This is a genomic window from Streptomyces venezuelae (assembly GCF_008642275.1).
Lineage (GTDB): Bacteria > Actinomycetota > Actinomycetes > Streptomycetales > Streptomycetaceae > Streptomyces > Streptomyces venezuelae_E.
The window spans coordinates 5,389,866-5,410,930 of the sequence record NZ_CP029189.1 but is presented as its reverse complement, the minus strand read 5'-3'; the positions used below and the strand labels follow the sequence as shown (position 1 = coordinate 5,410,930).

Genomic DNA, 21,065 nt, shown 5'->3' with positions numbered 1-21,065 from the left:
GGGTGCCGCGTGCATGCTGGTGGGAAGGGGAGGGCCCGGGGGTTCGGGGGGTGACGGGGATGGACGGCCAAAGGAAAGGCAGAACCGTCATGAGGCTTGTCGTCGACCTCAACCGCTGTCAGGGATACGCCCAGTGCGCGTTCCTCGCTCCCGATGTCTTCGCCATGCACGGCGACGAGTCGCTGCTCTACAACCCGGAGGCGGATCCGGCGCAGCGCGAGGACGTCATGCGTGCCGTGGCCGCCTGTCCGGTACAGGCGATCCTCCTGGAGATCACGGACGAGGACATGGCGAACATGGTGGCCCCGGACGCCGTGGCCGGCGCCGGATCTCGTCCCGGAGGCGCGCGGTGACCGGTGCAGGAACACACGACGGATCCCTGGAGCGCCTCAAGAGCGAGGGCCGCATCGTCGTCGTCGGCGCCTCCCTGGCCGGTCTGCGAGCCGCCGAGACCATGCGCGACAAGGGTTTCACCGGTTCGCTCACGATGATCGGCGACGAGCCGTACGAACCGTACGACCGGCCCCCGCTGTCCAAGCAGGTCCTGCTGGGCAACGCGGTCGCCGACCACACCGCGCTCCCCCGCCGCCGGGCGATCGACGCCGACTGGCGCCTCGGGGTGCCGGCCACGGGCCTGGACATGGCCGCCCGCCGGGTCAGGCTCGGCAACGGCGACGAGGTCGAGTACGACCGGTTGCTGATCGCCACCGGGGTGCGCGCCCGGCCGTGGCCCAACCCGGAGGAAGGCGCCCTCAAGGGCGTCTTCGTCCTGCGCACCCGCGACGACGGCGAAGGGCTGCAACGGGCCCTGGCCGCCGGTCCCCGCCGGGTGCTGGTCATCGGGGCCGGCTTCACCGGGTCCGAGATCGCCTCCGCGTGCCGCGAGCGCGGCCTGGACGTCACCGTCGCCGAGCGGGGCGACGCTCCGCTGGTCGGTGCGCTGGGCGGGGTGATCGGTGCGGTGGCCGCCGAGATGCACCGCGAGAACGGCGTCGACCTGCGGACCGGGGTCATGGTGACCTCGCTGGAGGGCGACCCCTCCGGGCGGGTCCGCGCCGCGCACCTCTCCGACGGGTCCACCGTGGAGGCGGAGGTGGTCGTCGTCTCGCTGGGCGCGCAGCGCAACACCGAGTGGCTCGCCGGCTCCGGGCTGGGTGCGGGTCCGCGCGGCATCGCCTGCGACGCGGGCTGCCGCGCCTTCGACGTCCGGGGCATCGTCACCGACGACATCTACGTGGCGGGTGACGTGGCACGTTCCCCGCACGCCCTGTTCGGCTACCAGTTCCTGTCGCTGGAGCACTGGGGCAACGCCGTCGCCCAGGCCGACACGGCCGCGCACAACATGCTGAGCAACAGCGCCGACCGCCGCCCCCACCTGTGGGTTCCGGCGTTCTGGTCCTCCCAGTTCGGCGTGAACATCAAGTCGGTGGGGGTACCGCCGATGGGGACGGAGATCCTGATCACCCAGGGCTCGCTCGCCGAGCGCCGGTTCGCGGCCGTGTACGGGTACCAGGGCCGGCTGATCGCCGCCGTCACCTTCGACAACTGCCGCTGGCTGCCGTTCTACGAGCAGCAGATCGAGTCCACCGCACCGTTCCCGCCGCCGTTCTCGACGGTGGACCGCAGGGCCGAGGGGGCCAAGCCGCTTCCGGCGGACTTCCCCGACCCGTCGGTCCCCACCCACGGGCCCACGATCACGCTGAGCGGCTACTCGCCGGCCGACCGGAAGATGACCTTCACCCCCGGAAGATGACCGCCATCCCCGCGCACCACCGGCCACGCCGTACCGCGCCCTCCCCGAGGATCACGAGGACCTGTCATGTCACAAGCCCTGCTGCGGGAGATCATCGACTACGCGAACCGCGCGAATCCGTACCCGCTGTACGAGGAGCTCCGTAAGACCCCGGTGTCCCACGACGGGGACGGCCCGTACGTCGTCAGCACGTACTACGAGATCCACAGCCTGCTCCACGACCCGCGGATCAGCTCGGACGCCAAGAACCTGAAGGCGACCGGGGACGATCTGCTGGGCGACCAGTCGGACGAGGAGGGCACGACGCTGCCCCCGTCGTTCCTGAAGCTCGACCCGCCCGACCACGACCGGCTGCGGCGGATGACGAACCGGCCGTTCGGGCCGCCGCACGCCCCCCACCGGGTCCACGACATGCGCGAGGAACTCGGCGGCCTCGTCTCCGGGCTCATCGACGGCATCCGGGAGACCGGGCAGCTGGACCGGATCGACCTGGTCGACCAGTTCGCGTACCCCTTCCCGGTCACGGTCATCTGCCGGCTGCTCGGCATCCCCCGCGAGGACGAACCCCGCTTCCACGTGTGGGCGGAGACCCTGGCCGCCAGTCTGGACCCTGACCCGGACGCGGACCCCACGCAGCGCGGCCAGGGCTCGATGGACGCCCGGATGGAGCTGGGCATGTACCTGGCCGGGCTGATCGAGGAACGCCGTAAGAACCCCGGCGACGACATGCTGTCCCAGCTGGCGACGGCCGACGGCCCGGACGGCGCGATGACCACCATGGAGGCGCTGAGCACCTCCGCGCTGCTGCTGATCGCGGGCCACGAGACCACGGTCAACCTCATCACCAACGGGATGCTGACGCTGCTGCGCTTCCCGGAGGTCCTGGAGCGGCTGCGCCACGACCCCGATCTGGCGGTCCCGATCGTCGAGGAACTGCTGCGCTACGAGCCGCCCGTGCAGCTGCTGCCCCAGCGCACCACCCTCTCCGACGTCGAGGTCGCCGGGGTCACGATCCCCAAGGGCGCGTCCGTGTGGCTGATGCTGGCCTCCGGGAACCGCGACCCGAAGCGGTTCGAGGACCCGGACCGCTTCGACCCGGACCGCAAGGACATCCAGCACCTCGGTCTGGGCAGCGGCATCCACAGCTGCTTCGGGGCACCGCTGGCCCGGCAGGAGGCCCAGCTGGCGCTGAGCGAGCTGGCCCGCCGGCTGGAGAACCCGCGGCTGCTGGAGGACCCGCCGCAGTACCGCCAGAACTCGGTCCTGCGCGGCCCGCGCCACCTGCAGATCGCCTGCGACGGCATCCGCCCCTAGGCGCGCCGCGTCACGATCATCATCCGGCCCGGGTGATGCCTTTGATCCCGGAGGGCACTCGATGCCCGTTCGCCCCCTCCGGTTCTGCCGGAGGGGGCGAAGAATTTTCCACGGCGTGCCCAGGTGGACCCAAAACGACCAGGACGGCAAAGGTTTGTGCGGCGGCCCCTTTGAGGATCAGATGCCGGAGTTGTCGACGAACCCCACGACATCGAAGTATTCGACCTTGGGTGCGACGCCATAGATCTCCGTCACCTTGCCGACGATCTCATCAGTGAAGAATGCGCGGCCTTTCTCCTCGTCATCCCACACGTAGAAATTCCTTGCCTGACCGCTTTCTTCGTCGGCCATGAAGCTCTTGAAGCGAAGGCCGGCCATGCCCTCGAACGGCCCTCGGAGTTCGCCGGCAATCTTCGAGAGAGTTGAACGATCGAACTTTTCGGTCTGCGCGAAAGTGACGAGCACGCCGATCATCAGGCTTCCTATCGATGGGGGGAGCAGCGGTCGATCGAGTGATGCTAGCGGCGGATCCTAGTACACACGGCCGGGAATTCCGGTCGTTGGGCCGCGAGTCGGCGGTGTGGCTCACGGTCGGCGATAGAGGCCATGAGTGCGTCGAGCTTTGCACACTTAATCGTCCACCCGAATGCGCGGCGATTCGACGATGGCCGCGACTCGGAGCACGCCCTAAAGCGCGGCTCCTTCGGGCAGTACGACCACCTCGGCGGGGGTGAAGGTCACCGCGACCCGGTCCCCCACGGCCGGCGCCCCCGCCAGTCCGCACTCGGCCTCCAGCACCGGCCCCGCCTCCGGCCGCAGCCGCAGCGCGACGTGCGTGCCGCGGAAGGTACGGGAGACCACCTCGCACCGCAGGCCCGCCGAGCAGAGCACGACGCCGGCCGGGCGGATCAGCAGCCGCTGCTCCCCCTCGGCGGATCCGGCCGGTACCGGGACCTTGCCCCAGGCGGTGGCGGCCCACCCGTCCGCGACCACGGCCGGGACCACGTTCTCGAAACCGAGGAACCGGGCCACGAACTCCGAAGCGGGCCTCTGCCACACCTCCAGCGGGGTCCCGGCCTGCGCGATCCGACCGTCCCGCATCACCACCACCCGGTCGGCCAGGGCGAAGGCCTCGCCCTGGTCGTGCGTGACGGCCAGCACGGTGGTGCCCAGCCGGGAGAACAGCCCGCGCAGCTCCACCACGAGCCGCTCCCGCAGTCCCCGGTCCAGCTGCCCCAGCGGTTCGTCCAGCATCAGCAGCCGCGGCGACGGTGCGAGCGCCCGGGCCAGCGCGACCCGCTGCTGTTCGCCGCCCGACAGGGAGGCCACCGCCCGGCCCTGGGCCCCGGGCAGCCCGACCAGTTCCAGCAGCTGCGCGACGCGGTCCGCCGACGCGGCCCGTCCGGCTCCCCGCACCCGCAGCCCGAAGGAGACGTTGGACCCGACGTCGCGGTGCGGGAAGAGCTGGTGGTCCTGGAACATCAGGCCCACGCCCCGACGGTGCACCGGTACGCCGGCCTGGTCGGCCCCGCCCAGCAACACCTGGCCGGCCGATACCCGCTGGAGTCCGGCAACGACCCGCAGCAGTGTGGACTTGCCGCTTCCGCTCGGCCCCAGCACGCATACGACCTCGTGCTCGTCGACCGCGAGGTCCACGTCGTCCAGGGCGTACTGGGCCGCGCGCTCACCGAAGCGGACCGACACCCCTTCCAGCTGAAGCAGTGTCATCAGAACTCTCCGGAGGTCTTGTCGGGCCGCAGTCGCTCCAGCAGCAGCAGGGACACCGCGCACACCAGCATCAGGATCGTGCTCAGGGCCATCGCCTGCCCGTAGTTCAGCTCTCCGGCCCGCCCCAGCAGCCGTGCCACGGCCACCGGCAGCGTCGGCCGGTCCGCCCGCGCGATGAAGACGGTCGCGCCGAACTCCCCCAGCGACACGGCGAAGGCGAACCCGGCCGCGATCAGCAGCGCCCGCCGCACCAGGGGCAGGTCCACCTCCCGCCAGGCCCGCAGCGGCGACGCGCCGAGCACGGCGGCGGCCTCCCGCAGCCGCCCGTCCACCGCGCGCAGGACCGGCAGCATGGTCCGTACGACGAAGGGCACGCCCACCAGGGCCTGTGCCAGCGGCACCAGGATCCACGAGGTCCGCAGGTCCAGCGGCGGCTCGTCCAGGGTGATAAGGAAGCCGAAGCCCACGGTCACCGCGGACACCCCGAGCGGGAGCATCAGCAGCGCGTCGAAGCCGCGTACGAAGCGCCCCCCGCGCCGGGTGAGCGCCGCGGCCGCGAGCCCCCCGACGAGCAGGGCGATCGCGGTGGCGGCGAGCGCGTACTGCAGGGAGTTCCAGATCGCCTCCAGCGGCGCCACCAGGAAGGTCCCGCCACCGGCGCCCGCGTCCTGCAGGGCCCGGTAGTAGCCGAGGCCGTAGCCGCCGGGGGTGTCGAAGGACCGCTCGACCAGCACGCCCAGCGGCGCCGCGATCAGCAGCACGACGGTCAGCAGCACCCCGCCCAGCAGCGTGCGCTGCGCCCAGCCGCGCGGCCGGTGCGTGGTGCGGCCCGGATCGACCAGCCGCAGCGCGGTCTCGCGCTTGCGGACGGTCCAGGCGTGCACGGCGAGGATCGCGCCGATCGCGGCGAACTGCACCATCGTCAGGACGGCCGCCGTCGGCAGGTCCAGCAGCTGCGCGGTCTGCCGGTAGACCTCCACCTCCAGGGTGGAGTACGAGGGTCCGCCGAGGATCAGCACGACGCCGAAGGAGCTGAAGGTGAACAGGAACACCATCAGCGCGGCGGCGGCCACCGCCGGGGCGAGCGCGGGCAGCGTCACCCGCCGCCACGCGGTGAACCGTCCGGCGCCCAGCACCCGGGCGGCCTCCTCCTGGCGCGGGTCCAGCTGGGCCCACAGCCCGCCGACCGTGCGGACGACGACGGCGTAGTTGAAGAAGACGTGCGCGAGCAGGATCGCCCAGACGGTGGTGTCGAGCCGCACGCCCGCCAGTTCGTCCAGCAGCCCGCCGCGCCCCAGCAGCGCGAGGAAGGCGGTGCCGACCACCACGGTCGGCAGCACGAAGGGCACGGTCACCACGGCGCGCAGCAGCTGCTTGCCGGGGAACTCGAAGCGCGCGAAGACGTACGCGGCGGGGAGGGCGATGACCAGGGTGAGCAGGGTGGAAGCGAAGGCCTGCCAGGTGGTGAACCACAGCACGTCGGCGATGTCGGGCCGGGCCAGCACCTCCGCGAACCGGCCGAACTGCCATCCGTCGTCGGTCTTCAGGCCGCGCCCGACGATCGCGGCGACGGGGTAGGCGAAGAACAGCCCGAAGAAGAGGAGGGGGACGGCCATCAGGGCGAGCCGCACGGCGGTCGCCCGCGCCCCCTCCCGGGGGCCGGAGCCCGGCGCGGCGTCCCCGTGCGCCGCGCCCGGCTCCTTGGTACCGCTTACTTCACGACGAGCGCGGTCCATGCCTTGACCCACTGCTCACGGTTCTTGGCGATGGTCTCGGGAGCCACGTTCTCCGGCTTCTCGACCACCACACCGTGCTTGGTGAACAGCTCCGGCAGGGCGGCGTCCTTCGTCACGGGGTTCACGAACATCTGGAGCGGCATGTCCTCCTGGAACTTCTTGCTGACCAGGAAGTCCACGAGGGCCTTGCCGCCCTCCTCGTTCTTGGCGCCCTTGAGCAGACCCGCGAACTCGATCTGGCGGAAGCAGGTGCCGGTGGAGACGCCCGTGGGGGCCTCGGCCGGCTGCGGCTCGCCGTACAGGACCTCGACCGGCGGGCTGGAGGCGTAGGAGACGACCAGCGGGCGGTCGCCCTTGGCCTTCTTGCCGCCCGCGGATCCGGAGAAGCGCTCGTTGTAGGCCTGCTCCCAGCCGTCGACGACCTCGACGCCGTTGGCCTTGAGCTTGCTCCAGTAGTCCTTCCAGCCGTCCTCGCCGTACTTGCCGACGGAGGCGAGCAGGAAGCCGAGGCCGGGAGAGGAGGTCGCGGCGTTCTCGGTGACCAGCAGGTTCTTGTACTCGGGCTTGATCAGGTCGTCCAGCGTCTGCGGCGGGGCGATCTTCTTCTCGGCGAAGTACGCCTTGTCGTAGTTGACGCAGATGTCACCGGAGTCGATCGGGGTGACCCGGTGCTCCTTGTCGAGCACGTACTCGGGCTTCACGTCGGCCAGGCCCTTGGCCTCGTACGGGGTGAAGATGCCGTTGTCGAGGGCGCGCGAGAGGAGGGTGTTGTCGACGCCGAAGAAGACGTCGCCGCGCGGGGAGCCCTTGGTGAGGATCTCCTGGTTCAGCGCCGCGCCCGCGTCCCCGGACTTCAGCACCTTGACCGTGTAGCCGCTCTGCTGCTCGAACTCCTTGAGGACCGATTCGGTCACGTTGAAGGAGTCGTGGGAGACGAGCGTGACGGTCTTGGACTTCGGGGCGTCGCTCGCGCCCGCGGTCTTGTCGTTGGCGTCGCCGCCACCGCAGGCGCTGAGCGTGGTGACGCCCAGCGCGGCCGCGAGCGCGACACCCGCCAGCTTCTTGGTGGTGCTCATTGGTGAATTCCTCCTGGGATGTCCAGGAGAAGACGCGGCCCTGCCCGGCGCTCTGCGAGAGCGGACGCCGGGCAGGGCGCAACAGCAAGAGTGGTGACCGAACTTCCTACCCCGAATGACCGGGGCGAGGTTCAGAGGGTCTGCGGATGACGGATACCGCACTCTCAGCGCTGTGGCGCTCCCCTGTCGGAATATGAAATTGGTTCGGCCACAGGGTACCCCGTGGCCGAATCTCCTCGAACAGAAGCGGAACCTAGCGCTCCGAGGCGGCCAGCTGGCCGCAGGCGCCGTCGATCTCCTGGCCGCGGGTGTCCCGTACGGTCACCGGCACGCCGTGCCGGGCGATGGCCTCGACGAAGGCCTTCTCGTCCTCGGGCCGCGAGGCGGTCCACTTGGAGCCCGGCGTCGGGTTGAGCGGGATCAGGTTGACGTGCACACGCTTGCCCTTGAGCAGCTTGCCCAGGAGGTCACCGCGCCAGGCCTGGTCGTTGATGTCGCGGATCAGCGCGTACTCGATGGAGATCCGGCGGCCGGACTTCTCGGCGTACTCCCAGGCCGCGCCGAGCACCTCACGGACGTTCCAGCGGGTGTTCACGGGGACGAGGGTGTCGCGCAGCTCGTCGTCGGGCGCGTGCAGCGAGACGGCCAGACGGCACTTGAAGCCCTCGTCGGCGAACCGCAGCATGGCCGGGACCAGGCCGACGGTGGAGACGGTGATCCCGCGCTGCGACAGGCCCAGGCCGTCGGGCTCGGGGTCGGTGAGCCGGCGGATCGCGCCGACCACGCGGTTGTAGTTGGCGAGCGGCTCGCCCATGCCCATGAAGACGATGTTCGACAGCCGTGCCGGGCCGCCGGGGACCTCGCCGTCGCGCAGCGCGCGCATGCCGTCGACGATCTGGTGCACGATCTCGGCGGTGGAGAGGTTACGGTCCAGGCCCGCCTGGCCGGTGGCGCAGAACGGACAGTTCATGCCGCAGCCGGCCTGCGAGGAGATGCACATGGTGACCCGGTCGGGGTAGCGCATCAGCACCGACTCGACGAGCGTGCCGTCGTGCAGCTTCCACAGGGTCTTGCGGGTGGTGTCGTCGTCGCACGAGATGTGCCGGATGACGCTCATCAGGTCCGGCAGCAGCTCCTGCTGGAGCTTCTCCCTCGAGCCGGCCGGGATGTCGGTCCACTCGGCCGGGTCGTGCGCGTACCGGGCGAAGTAGTGCTGGGAGAGCTGCTTGGCCCGGAACGGCTTCTCACCGATCGCGGCGACCGCCTCACGGCGCTCGGCCGGGGTCATGTCGGCGAGGTGCCGGGGCGGCTTCTTGGCCCCGCGAGGGGCGACGAAGGTGAGCTCTCCCGGAACGGGGCGGGCCATGGCAGGTACTCCTTGTAAGACGAAAGGCGCGCCGCAGAAGCAGCGCGCCTTCCAAGAGTAACCGCCCGGCGTCCAGCGACGCCTTTTCGCAGGTCAGCCGGTGCCCACGAAGGCCGCCAGCAGCAGCCACACCACGGGGGCCGTCGGAAGCAGGGAGTCGAGGCGGTCCATGATGCCCCCGTGTCCCGGCAGCAGGGTGCCCATGTCCTTGATGCCCAGGTCCCGCTTGATCATCGACTCGCCCAGGTCACCCAGGGTGGCGCTGACCGCGACCGCGAGACCCAGCAGCAGGCCCTGCCACCAGGAGCCGCCGTCGATCAGGAACTCCATGCACAGTGCGCCGGCCGCCATCGCGAAGGCCACCGCGCCGAACAGTCCCTCGCGGGTCTTTCCGGGGCTGATGCGCGGGGCGAGCTTGGTCTTGCCGAAGCGCCAGCCGACCGCGTAGGCCCCGGTGTCGCTGACCACGGTCAGGAGCAGGAAGGTGATCACGCGCTCGGCGCCGTCGTCGGCGGTGAGCAGCATCGCGACGAAGGTGGCGAGGAAGGGCACGTAGAACGCCGCGAAGGCGCCCGCCGTGACGTCCTTGAGGTAGTCCTCGGGCGGTTCGGTCATCCGCCACACCAGGACCGCCAGCACGGTCAGGGCCATGGCGACCCAGGCGCCCTCGGCCCCCCGGACGTATCCGGCGATGACCATGGCGGCGCCGCCGACCGCGAGCGGGACCAGCGGGGCCTTGATGCCCTTCTGCTCCTGCAGCCGGGAGGTGAGCTCCCACAGGCCGACGACGACCGCGACGACGATGACGCCGACGAAGACGGCCTTGACGATCAGCAGCGAGGCGAAGATCACCGCGCCGAGACCCACGCCCACCCCTATGGCGGCCCGCAGATCCCGGCCCGCGCGCTTCTTCGGCGGCGGGGGCGAGGCGTCCTGCGGCTGCTGGGCATGCGGAGGCGGGGGGCTGGGCATGGGCTCCTGCGGCGGCGTATCGGCGCGGAAGAGGGGGCCGCGGCCGGCGGCGACCCCCCGATCGCGTGCTTCCCGGTCGTCGAAGTCACGGCCGGCGGCATCGGGCACGATGGGCATGGGCCGAGTGTGCGGGCCCACCTGCGCATCGTATGCGGGACCCGCCGGAACCGGCTCCGGCTGCCAGGAAGAGTCGTTCATCAGACTTCGAGGAGCTCGGCTTCCTTGTGCTTCAGGAGCTCGTCCACCTGCGCGACGTACTTCGCGGTGGTGTCGTCGAGCTCCTTCTCGGCGCGGCGCACCTCGTCCTCGCCGGCCTCCTTGTCCTTGACGAGCTTGTCGAGGGCGTCCTTGGCCTTGCGGCGGACGGCGCGGAGCGAGATCTTCGAGTCCTCGGCCTTGGTACGCGCGACCTTGATGTACTCCTTGCGGCGGTCCTGCGTCAGCTCGGGGAAGGTCACCCGGATGATGCTGCCGTCGTTGCTCGGGTTGACACCGAGGTCGGAGTCGCGGATGGCCTGCTCGATGTTGCGCAGGGCGCTCTTGTCGAACGGGGTCACGATCGCCATGCGCGGCTCGGGCACCGAGAAGGAGGCGAGCTGGTTGATGGGCGTGATGGCGCCGTAGTACTCCGCCACGATCTTGTTGAACATCGCCGGGTGCGCACGGCCGGTGCGAATAGCGGCGAAGTCTTCCTTGGCGACGACGACGGCCTTTTCCATCTTCTCCTCGGCCTCGAGGAGGATCTCTTCGGTCACCACGTGCTCCTGCATGTCAGATATGGATGGTTCAGGCGGGCGGGCGGGGCCGGCGAGCCGCCCCTGCGGCTCGCTCGGTCCGGCAGCGGACTGCTCAGGCCCGGGTTTCCTGGTCGCTCACGAGCGTGCCGATCTTCTCACCCTTGACGGCGCGGGCGATATTGCCCTCGGCGAGGAGCTCGAAAACGAGGATCGGCAGCTTGTTGTCGCGGCAGAGCGTGATCGCGGTGGCGTCGGCGACCTTGAGGTCGCGGGAGAGGACCTCGCTGTACTCCAGCGCGTCGAACTTCACCGCGTCCGGGTTCTTCTTCGGGTCGGAGTCGTAGACCCCGTCGACGCCGTTCTTGCCCATGAGCAGGGCCTCGGCGTCGATCTCCAGGGCGCGCTGGGCGGCCGTGGTGTCGGTGGAGAAGTAGGGCATGCCCATGCCGGCGCCGAAGATGACGACGCGGCCCTTCTCCAGGTGCCGCACGGCACGCAGCGGGATGTACGGCTCCGCGACCTGGCCCATGGTGATGGCGGTCTGCACGCGGGAGTCGATGCCTTCCTTCTCCAGGAAGTCCTGGAGCGCGAGGCAGTTCATGACGGTACCCAGCATGCCCATGTAGTCGGACCGGGCCCGGTCCATGCCGCGCTGCTGGAGTTCGGCACCGCGGAAGAAGTTGCCGCCGCCGATCACGACGGCGATCTCCGCGCCGTCGCGGACCACCGCGGCGATCTCACGCGCGATGGCGTGGACGACGTCGGGGTCGACGCCCAGTCCTCCGCCACCGGAGAAGGCCTCGCCCGACAGCTTCAGCATGAAGCGGCGGCCCTTCTTGTCCTGGTCGCTCTTGTCGTCGGATGCGGTGTGGGGGTCCACGCCCTGATTCATGGAGATCTCCTCGTGCACATACGAAGAAGGCCATTGCCGGTGGGTCCTTGCGGTTCCCTCTACGGCAATGGCCTCCTCGTCAGATCTGCGGTCGCCTCGCGCAAGCGCGGACGACTGCTTCAGACCCTACCGGGGTCCGGTGTCCGTCGCGTACGGACGGACTCAGATGCCGACCTTGATGCGGGTGAAGCGCTTCAGGGTGACACCGGCCTCGTCCAGGACCTTCTGGACGGACTTCTTGTTGTCCAGGGCGTACGCCTGGCCGAGCAGCGTGGCGTCCTTGAAGAAGCCGTTGACGCGACCCTCGACGATCTTCGCGATGGCAGCCTCGGGCTTGCCCTCCGCGCGGGTGACCTCTTCGGCGATGCGACGCTCGGACTCGACCTTCTCGGCCGGGACGTCCTCGGCGGACAGCCACTGCGGGGCGAACGCGGCGATGTGCTGCGCGACGCCGCGGGCGACCTCGGCGTTCTCCTTGTCGAGCTCGACCAGGACGCCGATCTGGAACGGCAGGTCGGGCATCGTGCGGTGCATGTACGCGGTCACGTAACCGTCGGTGAACTGCGCGAAGCGGTCCAGGACGATCTTCTCGCCGAGGTTGGCGTTGGCCTCGTCGACGAAAGCGGTGACGGTCTTGCCGGGCTCGATCTCGGACGCGAGGAGCGCCTCGATGTCGGCCGGGGAGGTGGCGGCCACGTGGGCGGCCAGCTGGTTGGCGACGGCCAGGAACTTCTCGCCCTTGGCGACGAAGTCGGTCTCGCACTTCAGCTCGACGATGACACCGGAGGTGTTGTCGTCGGCGATGAGGGAGACGACCGCACCGTTCTCGGCAGAACGGCCCTCGCGCTTGGCGACGCCCTTCTGACCCTTGATGCGGAGCGCTTCCTGGGCCTTGTCGACGTCACCGTCGGCGTCCACGAGCGCGTTCTTGCAGTCCAGCATGCCGGCGCCGGTGAGCTCGCGGAGCTTCTTGACGTCAGCGGCGGTGTAGTTCGCCATGAGTCTGTGATTCTCTCTCGAAGTCGTAGATCTACGGGTGAACGGCGGAGGCGCCACGCCTGAGGCGCGGCTCCCCCGCCGTCATCGTCCGTACTGCGAGTGCCCGGCGGGTGAACGCCGGGCGCCCTCAGTGGGTCAGGCCTGCTCGGCGTCGGCGGCCGGGGCAGCCTCGGCGGCCGGGGCGGCGGCCTCGGCCGGGGCGGCCTCGGCGTCGTCGGCCTTCTTCTCGCCCTCGAGCAGGTCGCGCTCCCACTCGGCGAGCGGCTCGGCGGCGGCCTTCTCGCCCGGCTTCGAGTCGCCGGTCGCAGCGCCGGAGCGGGCGATGAGGCCCTCGGCGACGGCGTCGGCGATCACGCGGGTGAGCAGGGTGACGGAACGGATCGCGTCGTCGTTGCCCGGGATCTTGTAGTCGACCTCGTCGGGGTCGCAGTTGGTGTCGAGGATCGCGACGACCGGGATGTGGAGCTTGCGCGCCTCACCGACGGCGATGTGCTCCTTCTTGGTGTCGACGATCCAGACGGCGCTGGGGACCTTCGACATCTCGCGGATACCACCGAGGGTCTTCTCCAGCTTGGTCTTCTCGCGGGAGAGGACCAGGAGCTCCTTCTTGGTGAGACCCGAGGCGGCGACGTCCTCGAAGTCGATCGCCTCAAGCTCCTTCAGACGCTGGAGGCGCTTGTAGACGGTGGAGAAGTTGGTGAGCATGCCACCCAGCCACCGCTGGTTGACGTACGGCATACCAACGCGCGTCGCCTGCTCGGCGATGGCCTCCTGGGCCTGCTTCTTGGTACCGACGAACATGATGGAGCCACCGTGCGCGACGGTCTCCTTCACGAACTCGTAGGCGCGGTCGATGTACGACAGCGACTGCAGCAGGTCGATGATGTAGATGCCGTTGCGCTCCGTGAAGATGAAGCGCTTCATCTTCGGGTTCCAGCGGCGGGTCTGGTGACCGAAGTGGACGCCGCTTTCCAGCAGCTCCCGCATCGTGACGACGGCCATGGCCATCTCCTTGGTTTCTCGGTTTGGTTCCTGACGCCCCACCGCGCCCTGCCCCGATGAAGGGACCGAGAGACGCTGTCACCTGGCTGTTTCAGCCTGGCGCCGGGGCGTGCGAAGTCGACCCGGTGACCCGGATCGCCACAAGAAGTGTACGGGACCCGGTGGTATGCCGGGTGACGCCGTTGTCCACAGTGCCCCGGCCGTCCACAGGCCGGGGCACCGGTCCGGGCCTGCACGGGACGCTGGGTGCATGACGACCTTGCTGCTCAGCCTGCTCCTGGCCCTGACCCAGCCGGCCTTTCCCGTGGTCCGGCCGCTGCCCGCCCCGCTGTCGGTGGCCCGCTGGTGGGACCCTCCGCCGACGCCCTACGCGGCAGGTCACCGCGGGGTTGACCTGGCCGCGCCGGTGGGCGCGGAGCTCCGGGCGGTCGCGGCCGGCCGGGTCCATCACGCCGGGCCCGTCGTCGGGCGCGGCGTGCTGTCGCTCGCCCTGCCGAACGGGCTGCGCACCACCTACGAGCCGGTCCGGCCCCTGGTGGCAGAGGGCGAGCAGGTGGTGGCGGGCCAGGTGGTGGCGGTCCTGACGGACGGCTCGCACTGCCCGGCGTCCTGTCTGCACTGGGGTCTCCTCGCGGGCGAGGTGTACCTCAACCCGCTCACCCTGCTCCCCCGCCCGACGCCCCGGCTCCTGCCGGCGGGACACCTGGCAGAACCCGGCCCGGCCGGAGAGTGAGAAGCGCAGCCGGCGACCGGGCACGGCAGGGGACGCCGCGGGCCCGGCCGACAGGATCCGAAAGAGACGGCCTAGCCCCGGACGCCCCGCAGGGCCATGGCGACGGCGGCCTCCGTCACGACGGCGGGATCCTCCGCCGCACCCAGCTCGATCCTGCGCACAGCCGCGTCCACGACGCCCTGGAGCAGCATGGCCGCCAGTCGCGGCTCCGCGTGTCCCAGGGAGCTCAGCGCCTCGACGATCATCGCCACGAGACCGCCGTGGGCCGCGCGGATCTTCTCCCGGGCCCCCGCGTCGAGCTCGCTGGCCGAGATGGCCACGACCGCGCGGTGGCGCCGGTCGCCCACCAGCCCCAACTGGCTGCGCACGTAGGCCTCGATCTTCTCCTCCGGCGACGGGGCCTGCTCCATCGCGGCTTCGATCTCGGCGGCCCACACGGGGAAGTCCACGGCGCACAGTTCTTCGACCACGGCGGCGCGGGAGCGGAAGTACTCGTACACGGAGGACCGGGCGAGGCCGGTGCGCTCCGCGAGGGCGGGGAAGGTCAGCGCCTCCGTCCCGCCTTCGGACAGCAGGGAACGCGCGGCGTCCAAGAGGGCGCCGCGCTGCATCGACCGGTGCTCGGCCACGGAGGCCGCTCGAATCCTGGGCACGTGTCCACTCTACGGAGGTAGCGCAAGCTCACCTCCCCACGTCTGCCAACTTCGCGCGCAACTGCAGGACGGACTTGGTGTGGATCTGGCTGACCCGGCTCTCGGTGACGCCGAGGACGTTGCCGATCTCGGCCAGGGTGAGGCCCTCGTAGTAGTAGAGGGTCACCACGGTCTTCTCCCGCTCGGGCAGCGTGTTGATGGCCCGTGCCAGCAGGCGTCGCAGCTCGCGGTCCTCGGCCACCGCCACCGGGTTGTCGGCGGCGGTGTCCTCCAGGGTGTCCATCAGCGAGAGGCGGTCGCCGCCCTCCCCGCCGACGTGCAGCAGCTCTTCCAGGGCGACCACGTTGGCCAGCGACAACTGGCTGAAGACGGTGTGGAGATCCTCCACACCGATCCCCATCTCGCCGGCGACCTCGCTCTCCGTCGGGGTGCGCCGCAGCTGGGCCTCCAGCGTGGCGTAGGCCCGTTCGACGGCGCGCGCCTTCTGCCGGACCGAGCGCGGGATCCAGTCCAGCGCCCGCAGCTCGTCGATCATCGCGCCGCGGATCCTGGTGATCGCGTACGTCTCGAACTTGATCGACCGGTCGATGTCGAACTTCTCGATGGCGTCGATCAGCCCGAAGACGCCGGAGGAGACGAAGTCGGCCTGTTCCACGTTGGGCGGCAGGCCCACGCTGACGCGGCCGGCCACGTACTTCACCAGGGGCGAGTAGTGCAGGATCAGCTGCTCCCGCAGCCGCTCGTCACCCGATTCCTTGTACGAGCGCCACAGCACCTCCAGGGACGAGGGCGCGGTGGACCGCACGCTGCCGCGGGCAGCGGGGGGCACCGCAGCGCGGTCGGACCCTGAGGTGTGCTGGGGCATGCTTCGCCTTTGCCGGAGCCGGATTCCTTGGGAGCGTAGCGTGACGAGATTGTCGCGGTGCGCGAAGAGTACGGGATGGCGCGGGGGCCGGGAGGCGCCCGTACTCGCGCGGGCGCCCCGGGACCGGCGCCTGGCGCTCGGTCCCGGCGACCGCCACCGGGAAGACCGCGTCTCTCATCGCTTTCACTCTTTCACCGGAACACCCCAGGTCAACGACCGCCTCGCCGGTCGGCTCCGGTTTGTGTGCCTCCTCCAGCCGTTTGTCTGCTCAACTGCCAGCCGTCGCCCTGCCGTTCGACGAACCCCAGAGAGTGAAGTTCGTACAGTCTGCCGATGACTTCATCGACGCCGGTGCCGGAGGCAAGTGCCAGCGCGGACACGTCCGCCGGGCGGCCGGCGGGCAGCGCTTCGAGCACCCGCGCGGTGTCCGGGTCCAGCAGGTCCCGGGCGAGCACCGGGCCCCGCCGCTCGGGAGCCAGCTCGCCCATGGCCCCGACCAGCTCGACCACCTCGGCCGCGTCGGTGACGACCACGGCCTCGCCCCGCAGCAGTTCGTGCACACCGGCGGAGAGACCGCTTGTGGCGGGCCCGGGAACCCCCATCGTGAACCTCCCCAGGCGCTGCGCCCGCCGGGCCGTGACCAGGGAGCCGCTGCGGTGCGCGGCCTCGACGACGACCGTGCCCCGGGTGAGGGCGGCGATGACCCGGTTGCGCAGGACGAAGCGGCTGGGGGTGGGGTGGCTGCCCGGCGGCAGCTCCCCGAGGATCAGCCCCTGTCCGGCGATCCGGCCGAGCAGCCCGGCGTGTCCGCGGGGGTAGGCGACGTCCACCCCGCAGGCCAGCACGGCCGCGGTCGCGCCGCCCGAGGCCAGGGCCCCCCGGTGGGCGGCGCCGTCGATGCCGAACGCGGCCCCGGACACCACGACCCAGCCCCGCTCGGCGAGTCCGGCGGCCAGGGTCTGGGCCATGTTCTCTCTGGTTCGTTGAGGCGTCGTGCACTGTCGTGTCACCCACAGGTGGGGTTCTGTGCGCAACGGTTCACGTCGCCGTGTCGGGCACGTCGGGGGTGTCGTTGAGGGCTCGTGGCTCATCAGATCTTCGGAAGACTCCGGCCTTTCCCTGTACGTATGCCTTCGGGTCAGCGGTACTGGACCGTGCTGGACGAGGACCGGCTGGCGCCGGTGGCAGCGGCGGACGAGTTCTTGCGGCATGTGCGGTTCGGCCGTGATCAGGCGGAGTCGACGACCCGTACGTACGCCGGGGCTGTCGCCCTCTACCTGACGTGGTGCGGAAGTACTCGGCAGGACTGGACGACGGCGGCGGGCCGACTGGGGACCTTCATGTTCTGGCTGCGGCACTCGCCCGGTGACGGCACCGCGGCGGTAGCCCGCGCCGGCAGCGAACCGGTCCGCGGGCCCCGCCGGATCAACACGGTGCTCGCCGGGGTCCGCGAGTTCCTCGCGCACGGCACGACGCTGGGCACGGTGCCCGCGTTCGTCCTCTCCCAGCTCTACGAGATCGCCGACGAACGTGACCTTCCGCCCCAGGCCCGCGGCGAAGGCCACGGCCTGCGCTACGTCGCCAAGGCCCGGCACCGGGCCTCCGAGCCGGACGAGCCGGTCGGCCGCGCCAGTGACGAGGAGGTCCTGGCCCTGCTGCGGGCCTGCCACTCGGCCCGCGACCGGTTCATCGTCCTGCTGCTGGCCAGGGCCGGGCTTCGCCGCAGCGAGGCCGTGGGCCTGCGACGCGAGGACATCCACTTCGTCCTGGACGCCGGCGTGCTGGGCTGCCGAATCTCCGGCTCCCACCTGCACGTCGTCCGCCGCGACAACGACAACGGCGCCTGGGCCAAGTCGAAGCGCACACGAGCCGTCCCCGTCGACTTCCTGCTGGTCCAGGCTTACGACCAGTACGTCACCGAGCGGGCCACCTGCCAGGAGGCCCGGGACAGCGACTTCGTGCTGGTCAACCTGTTCCGGCCGCCGCTGGGGGCGCCCATGCCGCCCCGCGCTCTGAACGACCTCTTCGACCGGCTCTCGCGCCGCGCCCGCCTGGACGAGGGCGTTCACCCCCATGCCCTGCGGCACGCATTCGCCAGCAACGCCGCCGACGCGGGGGCCGTCCTGGACGAGATCGCCGACCTGCTCGGCCACGCCAGCCCATCCAGCTCGCAGGTCTACCTGCACCCCGATCCGCAGCGGCTCCGGTCTGCGGTCGAGCGGGTCGGTGCTCTCGCTCCCAGGAGGAACCGATGACCACAGCCCTGCAACTGGTGCCGGCGCCGGCCGAGGACCTGCTGCCCGCCCACGCCGAACTGCTGCGGAAGCTGATCCGCCCGCAGTTTCTGGAGATGCTGAACTGGGATGAGGCGTCCCAGGTGTTACGGCCTTCACCGGATCACTCCCTTCTCGGTCTGGATCTCTGCACACGTCCCGGTTGCTGGGCGGCCGCCCGCAAGACGGAATCGATGCTTTGCTCTGCCTGCCGGAGCACTTGGAAGAAAAGCGGCAAGCCCCTCGCGGAGTTCATGGCCACTGAGCCGAAAACCATCAGCGGCACCTCGGGACACTGCTCGCTCCCGGGATGCCGACGGCCCTGGACCTCGTCCCGCACGCAGATGTGCGCCCGGCACCGAGAGCAGTACCGGAAGCGGGGCTTCCCGCCGCTGGAGGAGTTCTACGCGGATCCGCGAGTGCGGCCTCTGACCGGCTTCGGGCTGTGCTCGGCGGACTCCTGCCACCGCGACCGGATCAGCGGAACGAACCCCTTTTGCAGTGCTCACTGGCTGAGGTGGCGGAACAGGGAGGACCTCACCGCGGACTTCGAGAGGTGGTGCCGCACGACACCCGCCGCGGCGGAGTCGACGACGGTCAGCCTTCGCGGCCTGGCGCCGGTGGTGGTCTCCGAACTCCTCTTCGCGGTTCAGGCCCGCACGGACGCCGGGTCCAAGACCTCGCCGATGGAGCTGCGGAGCATTGCTCAGCATGCGCGCGAACAGCGGGCCGGTCAGCTCGACGACGTCGACATCAAGCCCAACACCAGGCTGAGCGGGGTGGTCAAGTCGATGCGGCAGATGATCGCCGCAGGGGCCTCCACGCCGGAGCTGGAACAGATCAAGGACGTCTGGAACATGGGCGCCTTCGGCATGGGCAAGCACCGCAAGCTGGACTTCACCCCGCTTCTCCAGGAGTGGATGCGGCGGGCCTGCAAGGCGTGGGTTCTCGACAGCATGCCCCGCCGCTACGGCAAGAACATCCCCAACGGTCTCTCCGAGATGATCCTCTGCCTGCGGTTCCTCTCCCAGAGCCTGGTCCGCAGCCGCGAGGACGCCGGGATGGATGCATCCGCCCTCGGCCGCCGCGACATCGAGGCCTTCCTGCAATTCATGGCCCACCTGGAGCACACCGGCGAGATCAGCACCAACCGACGCGTGACGGCCGCCCGCTGGACCAGCAGGTTTCTGCGCGAGATCCGGGACATGGGCTTGACCCGGACCGATCAAATCCTGGCCGCGCTGCCCGACGACTTCGCGCTGCGACGGCACGACATGCCGCCCATCCCCTCCGACGAGGGACCGGGCCGGGCCCTGCCGAAGGAGATTCTGAGCCAGCTCTGCGAACGGCTGCCGACCCTCGACCAGATCCGTGACGGAGGGGACGACATCCGCAACGCGATCGAGATCCTCATCGACACCGGCCGCCGGCCGGACGAGATCGGCTGCCTCGCCTGGGACTGTCTGGAGACCGACGAGCACGGAAAATCCGTACTCGTCTACACCGACTTCAAGAACAACCGGATCGGCTGCCGCCTGCCGATCCCCGACTCCACGGCCGAGATCATCGTGAGGCAGAAGAAGGCCACCCGGGCCCGCTTCCCCGACACGGAACTGACCCGTCTGGCGCTCTTCCCGCGGCCTCGGCAGAACGCGGACGGAACCGAGACCTTCCGCACGAACCACATCGGCAACGTTCACCGCCGCTGGGTCAACGCGATGCCGCCGCTGATGCTGGCCGACGGCACCGAGTTTCCGGGGCTGGAGGTTGTGCCCTACTCCTACCGGCACTCCTACGCTCAGCGGCACGCGGACGCCGGAACCCTGCCCGACGTGCTCCGCGAGCTCATGGGCCATCGGTCGTTGCAGACCACCCAGGGCTACTACCGGGTGACGGAGAAACGCACCCGTTCCGCGGTCGACAAGCTCGTCTCCCACCAGTTCGACCGGCACGGCAACCGGGTCTGGACCCAGGCTCGCCAGCTCCTGGAGCACGAACACGCCCGGCTGCGGATCGGGCAGGTCTCCGTCCCCTACGGCATCTGCGTCGAGCCCAGCAACGTCAAGGCCGGCGGCCACAGCTGCCCGTTCCGGTTCCGCTGCGTTGGCTGCGACCACTTCCGCACCGACCCGTCGTACTTGCCCGAGCTGCGGACCTACCTCGACACCCTGCTGCGGGACCGCGAACGGCTCGCCGCCTCGACCGACCTGGATGCCTGGGCCCGCACCGAGGCGACCCCCTCCGAGGAGGAGATCAAACGCATCCGCACCCTGATTCGTTGTGTTGAGACCGACCTCGAAGGACTCACCGACGACGAACGCGAGCAGATCAAGGAGGCCACCAAGACCCTGCGCAAGACCCGAACGGTCTCCCTCGGGATGCCCGGCATCCGCCCGGCCGAGCCGGACCTCCGGCTGGAGCGTGACGCGTGAGCACGTCACCGGACCACCTGGCCAGGGCCCGGGCCGCTGACTCCGAGCGCCGCCGGGCCCGCGTCCTCAAGGCCCTCGACGAGCTCGCAGCCAACGGCGCCGAGATCACCGTGTCCTCGATCGCCCGGGCCGCCCACGTTCATCGCAGCTTCGTCCACCGCCACGGCGACCTGCACGCGGCCGTCCTGACCCGCGCGGCCGCACCCCCACCCGGCGTGACCACCGGGACGCAGGTCAGCCGCCAGTCGCTGCTGGCCGACGTCGCGAACCTCACCGCCCGCAACGGCCGGCTCACCGCCCACATCACCCGACTCGAACGGCGCCTCTCCGAATCCCTGGGCCAAGCCGCCTGGGAAGCCTCCGGCCTCGGGGCCCCCGCCGACATCGACACCCTCAACCGCCGGATCACCGAGCTGGAAGAGCAGATCATCGACCTCCGCAGCGAGCTCGCCGAACGCGACGAAGACCTCGACGCCGCCCGCTCGACAAACCGCGAGCTCATGGCCCGCATCAACAGGCCGCATCCCGACTGAC

20 protein-coding genes and 1 riboswitch are annotated in these 21,065 nt (G+C 70.3%); of the genes, 7 read left to right on the top strand and 13 right to left on the bottom strand.

Features of this window, described 5'->3' with window-relative positions:
* Positions 1-89: 89 nt before the first annotated feature.
* The 3 genes from DEJ51_RS24310 to DEJ51_RS24300 all read left to right on the top strand — a co-directional run bounded on the left by DEJ51_RS24310 (position 90) and on the right by DEJ51_RS24300 (position 3,067).
* The gene (locus tag DEJ51_RS24310; RefSeq protein ID WP_150259753.1) at positions 90-353 is read left to right on the top strand and encodes a ferredoxin; all 264 of its coding nucleotides are present in this window, start codon (positions 90-92) and stop codon (positions 351-353) included.
* A complete protein-coding gene (locus tag DEJ51_RS24305; RefSeq protein ID WP_150259752.1) occupies positions 350-1,753 on the top strand; it encodes an NAD(P)/FAD-dependent oxidoreductase in 1,404 nt (467 codons plus the stop codon). The genes DEJ51_RS24310 and DEJ51_RS24305 overlap by 4 nt, the downstream gene beginning before the upstream one ends.
* A 66-nt stretch (positions 1,754-1,819) precedes the next feature.
* Entirely contained in the window at positions 1,820-3,067 is a 1,248-nt protein-coding gene (locus tag DEJ51_RS24300) for a cytochrome P450 (protein WP_150259751.1), read from the top strand.
* Positions 3,068-3,244: 177 nt separating this feature from the next.
* Here the strand turns inward: DEJ51_RS24300 and DEJ51_RS24295 are convergent, their stop codons facing one another.
* From DEJ51_RS24295 to rpsB, 10 genes are all read right to left on the bottom strand, one after another.
* Positions 3,245-3,541, bottom strand: a complete 297-nt coding sequence (locus tag DEJ51_RS24295; protein ID WP_150259750.1) for a hypothetical protein — start codon at positions 3,539-3,541, stop codon at positions 3,245-3,247.
* A 213-nt stretch (positions 3,542-3,754) separates the two neighbouring features.
* The gene (locus tag DEJ51_RS24290; protein ID WP_150259749.1) at positions 3,755-4,795 is read right to left on the bottom strand and encodes an ABC transporter ATP-binding protein; all 1,041 of its coding nucleotides are present in this window, start codon (positions 4,793-4,795) and stop codon (positions 3,755-3,757) included.
* Positions 4,795-6,411, bottom strand: coding sequence for an ABC transporter permease (locus DEJ51_RS24285; RefSeq protein ID WP_150262114.1), 1,617 nt, complete (start codon positions 6,409-6,411; stop codon positions 4,795-4,797). Before DEJ51_RS24285 ends, DEJ51_RS24290 begins: the two co-directional genes overlap by 1 nt.
* A 95-nt stretch (positions 6,412-6,506) precedes the next feature.
* On the bottom strand, positions 6,507-7,607 hold the full coding sequence (locus DEJ51_RS24280) for a thiamine ABC transporter substrate binding subunit (RefSeq protein WP_150259748.1): 1,101 nt from the start codon (positions 7,605-7,607) through the stop codon (positions 6,507-6,509).
* 85 nt (positions 7,608-7,692) lie between these two features.
* A riboswitch (TPP riboswitch) is annotated at positions 7,693-7,802 on the bottom strand.
* A 58-nt stretch (positions 7,803-7,860) separates the two neighbouring features.
* Positions 7,861-8,973, bottom strand: a complete 1,113-nt coding sequence (rlmN, locus tag DEJ51_RS24275; protein WP_150259747.1) for a 23S rRNA (adenine(2503)-C(2))-methyltransferase RlmN — start codon at positions 8,971-8,973, stop codon at positions 7,861-7,863.
* A gap of 93 nt (positions 8,974-9,066) precedes the next feature.
* Positions 9,067-10,143 carry a phosphatidate cytidylyltransferase gene (locus tag DEJ51_RS24270; protein WP_150259746.1) on the bottom strand — a complete coding sequence of 359 codons (1,077 nt, stop codon included), beginning with the start codon at positions 10,141-10,143 and terminating at the stop codon, positions 9,067-9,069.
* The gene (gene frr / locus DEJ51_RS24265) at positions 10,143-10,700 is read right to left on the bottom strand and encodes a ribosome recycling factor (protein WP_030016386.1); all 558 of its coding nucleotides are present in this window, start codon (positions 10,698-10,700) and stop codon (positions 10,143-10,145) included. The genes DEJ51_RS24270 and frr overlap by 1 nt, the downstream gene beginning before the upstream one ends.
* A gap of 94 nt (positions 10,701-10,794) precedes the next feature.
* Positions 10,795-11,574: a UMP kinase gene (gene pyrH / locus DEJ51_RS24260; protein ID WP_030016384.1), complete on the bottom strand. Its 780-nt coding sequence runs from the start codon at positions 11,572-11,574 to the stop codon at positions 10,795-10,797.
* A gap of 162 nt (positions 11,575-11,736) precedes the next feature.
* Complete coding sequence (gene tsf, locus DEJ51_RS24255; RefSeq protein ID WP_150259745.1) at positions 11,737-12,573, bottom strand: translation elongation factor Ts; 837 nt, start codon at positions 12,571-12,573, stop codon at positions 11,737-11,739.
* Between the two features lie 135 nt (positions 12,574-12,708).
* Positions 12,709-13,575 carry a 30S ribosomal protein S2 gene (gene rpsB / locus DEJ51_RS24250; protein WP_150259744.1) on the bottom strand — a complete coding sequence of 289 codons (867 nt, stop codon included), beginning with the start codon at positions 13,573-13,575 and terminating at the stop codon, positions 12,709-12,711.
* Positions 13,576-13,825: 250 nt separating this feature from the next.
* Between rpsB and DEJ51_RS24245 the strand changes: the two genes are divergently transcribed.
* A complete protein-coding gene (locus DEJ51_RS24245; protein ID WP_150259743.1) occupies positions 13,826-14,308 on the top strand; it encodes a M23 family metallopeptidase in 483 nt (160 codons plus the stop codon).
* A 71-nt stretch (positions 14,309-14,379) separates the two neighbouring features.
* Here DEJ51_RS24245 and DEJ51_RS24240 read toward each other — a convergent pair whose 3' ends face one another.
* The 3 genes from DEJ51_RS24240 to DEJ51_RS24230 all read right to left on the bottom strand — a co-directional run bounded on the left by DEJ51_RS24240 (position 14,380) and on the right by DEJ51_RS24230 (position 17,184).
* On the bottom strand, positions 14,380-14,937 hold the full coding sequence (locus DEJ51_RS24240) for a TetR/AcrR family transcriptional regulator (RefSeq protein ID WP_150262113.1): 558 nt from the start codon (positions 14,935-14,937) through the stop codon (positions 14,380-14,382).
* A gap of 52 nt (positions 14,938-14,989) precedes the next feature.
* A complete protein-coding gene (whiG, locus tag DEJ51_RS24235; protein WP_030012408.1) occupies positions 14,990-15,826 on the bottom strand; it encodes an RNA polymerase sigma factor WhiG in 837 nt (278 codons plus the stop codon).
* A 209-nt stretch (positions 15,827-16,035) separates the two neighbouring features.
* Positions 16,036-17,184, bottom strand: a complete 1,149-nt coding sequence (locus DEJ51_RS24230; RefSeq protein ID WP_411757345.1) for a DNA-processing protein DprA — start codon at positions 17,182-17,184, stop codon at positions 16,036-16,038.
* On the opposite strand from DEJ51_RS24230, the gene DEJ51_RS24225 reads away from it, so the two are divergent.
* From DEJ51_RS24225 to DEJ51_RS24215, 3 genes are all read left to right on the top strand, one after another.
* Positions 17,167-18,081, top strand: a complete 915-nt coding sequence (locus DEJ51_RS24225; RefSeq protein WP_411757344.1) for a tyrosine-type recombinase/integrase — start codon at positions 17,167-17,169, stop codon at positions 18,079-18,081. The two genes, DEJ51_RS24230 and DEJ51_RS24225, sit on opposite strands and share 18 nt — an antisense overlap.
* A gap of 437 nt (positions 18,082-18,518) precedes the next feature.
* Positions 18,519-20,531: a tyrosine-type recombinase/integrase gene (locus DEJ51_RS24220; protein ID WP_150259740.1), complete on the top strand. Its 2,013-nt coding sequence runs from the start codon at positions 18,519-18,521 to the stop codon at positions 20,529-20,531.
* Positions 20,528-21,064, top strand: coding sequence for a hypothetical protein (locus DEJ51_RS24215; protein WP_150259739.1), 537 nt, complete (start codon positions 20,528-20,530; stop codon positions 21,062-21,064). Before DEJ51_RS24220 ends, DEJ51_RS24215 begins: the two co-directional genes overlap by 4 nt.
* Position 21,065: the final 1 nt, after the last annotated feature.

What these genes read in the sequence shown, in the direction of transcription:
- DEJ51_RS24300 (WP_150259751.1), top strand. Translation starts at nt 1,820, where the DNA reads ATGTCACAAGCCCTGCTGCGGGAGATCATCGACTACGCGAACCGCGCG.
- DEJ51_RS24290 (WP_150259749.1), bottom strand. Translation starts at nt 4,795, where the DNA reads ATGACACTGCTTCAGCTGGAAGGGGTGTCGGTCCGCTTCGGTGAGCGC.
- rpsB (WP_150259744.1), bottom strand. Translation starts at nt 13,575, where the DNA reads ATGGCCGTCGTCACGATGCGGGAGCTGCTGGAAAGCGGCGTCCACTTC.
- rlmN (WP_150259747.1), bottom strand. Translation starts at nt 8,973, where the DNA reads ATGGCCCGCCCCGTTCCGGGAGAGCTCACCTTCGTCGCCCCTCGCGGG.
- pyrH (WP_030016384.1), bottom strand. Translation starts at nt 11,574, where the DNA reads ATGAATCAGGGCGTGGACCCCCACACCGCATCCGACGACAAGAGCGAC.
- DEJ51_RS24310 (WP_150259753.1), top strand. Translation starts at nt 90, where the DNA reads ATGAGGCTTGTCGTCGACCTCAACCGCTGTCAGGGATACGCCCAGTGC.
- DEJ51_RS24225 (WP_411757344.1), top strand. Translation starts at nt 17,167, where the DNA reads ATGTTCTGGCTGCGGCACTCGCCCGGTGACGGCACCGCGGCGGTAGCC.
- whiG (WP_030012408.1), bottom strand. Translation starts at nt 15,826, where the DNA reads ATGCCCCAGCACACCTCAGGGTCCGACCGCGCTGCGGTGCCCCCCGCT.
- DEJ51_RS24295 (WP_150259750.1), bottom strand. Translation starts at nt 3,541, where the DNA reads ATGATCGGCGTGCTCGTCACTTTCGCGCAGACCGAAAAGTTCGATCGT.
- DEJ51_RS24285 (WP_150262114.1), bottom strand. Translation starts at nt 6,411, where the DNA reads ATGGCCGTCCCCCTCCTCTTCTTCGGGCTGTTCTTCGCCTACCCCGTC.
- DEJ51_RS24280 (WP_150259748.1), bottom strand. Translation starts at nt 7,607, where the DNA reads ATGAGCACCACCAAGAAGCTGGCGGGTGTCGCGCTCGCGGCCGCGCTG.
- DEJ51_RS24245 (WP_150259743.1), top strand. Translation starts at nt 13,826, where the DNA reads ATGACGACCTTGCTGCTCAGCCTGCTCCTGGCCCTGACCCAGCCGGCC.
- DEJ51_RS24270 (WP_150259746.1), bottom strand. Translation starts at nt 10,143, where the DNA reads ATGAACGACTCTTCCTGGCAGCCGGAGCCGGTTCCGGCGGGTCCCGCA.
- tsf (WP_150259745.1), bottom strand. Translation starts at nt 12,573, where the DNA reads ATGGCGAACTACACCGCCGCTGACGTCAAGAAGCTCCGCGAGCTCACC.